This is a genomic window from Lysobacter antibioticus HS124 (assembly GCF_000336385.2).
GTDB classification, from domain to species: Bacteria; Pseudomonadota; Gammaproteobacteria; order Xanthomonadales; family Xanthomonadaceae; genus Lysobacter; species Lysobacter firmicutimachus.
On record NZ_HG424564.1, the window covers coordinates 1 to 1,772 of the forward strand.

The 1,772-nt window shown below is 62.6% G+C and carries 3 protein-coding genes; all 3 read right to left on the bottom strand.

The window, feature by feature from the left end:
- Positions 1-530 (bottom strand): recombinase family protein (locus TX83_RS19285; protein ID WP_141233582.1); only part of this gene is annotated, 530 nt, incomplete at its 3' end.
- A complete protein-coding gene (locus TX83_RS19290) occupies positions 527-1,000 on the bottom strand; it encodes a DUF2924 domain-containing protein (RefSeq protein ID WP_064749623.1) in 474 nt (157 codons plus the stop codon). The genes TX83_RS19290 and TX83_RS19285, both read right to left, overlap by 4 nt.
- Positions 1,001-1,124: 124 nt before the next feature.
- A partial coding sequence (locus TX83_RS19295) for a hypothetical protein (protein ID WP_222423793.1) occupies positions 1,125-1,772 on the bottom strand: 648 nt, incomplete at its 5' end.

Genomic DNA, 1,772 nt, shown 5'->3' on the forward strand with positions numbered 1-1,772 from the left:
AGATCGTATCCCAGCGGCGGAACCCCGTGCATCCATAGCCCCTTCTTCTTGCTCGCGATCATTTTGTCGCGAGCACGGTCCACGTCGAGATCTCGGTCGAACTCCGCGAATGACATCATGATGTTCATCATGAGCTTGCCGATCGCATCCGCGGTGTTGAAATGCTGGGTTATGGACACGAAGGCTACGTTATTCTCCTGCATCACCTCCCAATACAGGTGGACGAAGTCCCGAAGACTTCTGGATAGGCGGTCCAGCTTGTAGACGAGAACGACATCAATCTTTCCTGAGCGGATGTCCGACAGAAGGCGCTGTAGCGCTGGTCTAAGCATCGTCGCCGCCGAGAAACCGGCATCGTCGTAATCATCGCCTACCGGAATCCAACCTTCGCATCGTCGACTGGCGATGTATGCCTGCCCGGCGTCGCGCTGAGCTTCAATCGAGTTGTACTCTCGTTCCAGCCCCTCCTGAGTGGACTTACGGGTGTAGACGGCGCAGCGAAGGCGGCGCGGGTTGTTCGGGTTGTTCACTTGGACTCCTTCGTGGCGCGCAGGCCGAAGAACGCGGGGCCGGACCAGCGGGTTCCGGTGATGGCGCGGGCGACGGCCGATAGGCTGTTGTAGCGTTGACCTCCGTACTCCACGGTGCCGTCCTGCGCGACCGCGACCCGATGGATCTCGCCTCCGAACTCACGCGACAGCACCGTGCCCGGCATCGGCGCCGTCTTGCGGGCGCGCGGCGGAATCTCGCCGGACTCGACCAGTGCCCGGATGCGCCGCTGGTTTCGTTCCAGCCGGGCGCGGTCGTGATGGCGGTACTCGATCTCCTGTAGCCGGGTCGCGATGCGGCGTTCGACAAACCGGCGGTGCTTTACCGCCGGCTCGGCGTGATATAGGCGTTGATGCTCGGCCTTCAACTCGGCCCACGACATCTCGGGCAAGCGCGCCAACTGCGCCAACAGCGAGGCGGACGGTTGGAACGTGGTGGTGATCTGTGACATGCGGTTGGACTCGCGTGGACGGGTTGACATGTACGCTCGGGTCGGCCTGAAAGCCAACCCAACCGCGTCCAGTTGTTGGCAAGAACGCACGCGGGCGACGGTCGTTGTCGCCCGCGCGCTGGCATTACGCGCGCATCTCGGCGTCGAGGCGTGCGCTAGCAGCTTCCAGTGCCGCGGTGGGGATATCAACTTCATGACTCCGCGTGGACGAGGTCCAGCCAGCCCGGTATCGCGCGACCTTATAGCGGGCAATGTGGCCGATGAAGCCTGGAATGGCCGCCTCCAGTTCGGTCTCTGCGTGCGTGGCTTGGTCGCAGTGGATCGAGTGCTGCGCATCACGAATGCGTTTCGGCATCTCCTTCAGCTGCGCCTGCAACTCCTCGATCCGCTTGTCGATCTGTTCCAGCGCGGCTCGGACCACCACCAGTTCCGCCTGACCCTTCGGAAGCGCGATCTCCGGAGCGTCGTCGTCGCTGTCGATCAGGGCTTGCGCGGCTTGACGCTGGTCGTTCTCCACTTCCTGAGCGAGGTGATCTGCGCGGGTCTGCAACTGATTCTGACGGGTTTTGGCCTTGGCCAGTTCGTTACGCAGGTCGCTATCGTGCTTCTCAAGCTGGGCGAACTTGGCCTTGCTCTGCGACAGCCGATTTGGCGCCTCGACCCGCGAGCGAAGCGTGTGAAACTCCTGCTCGATGGCGCGATGGGCGCGTGCGCATTCCTCGCGATGATGCTGCGCGCGATTCATCTCCCGATGCAAGGTCTGTTCCTGCAC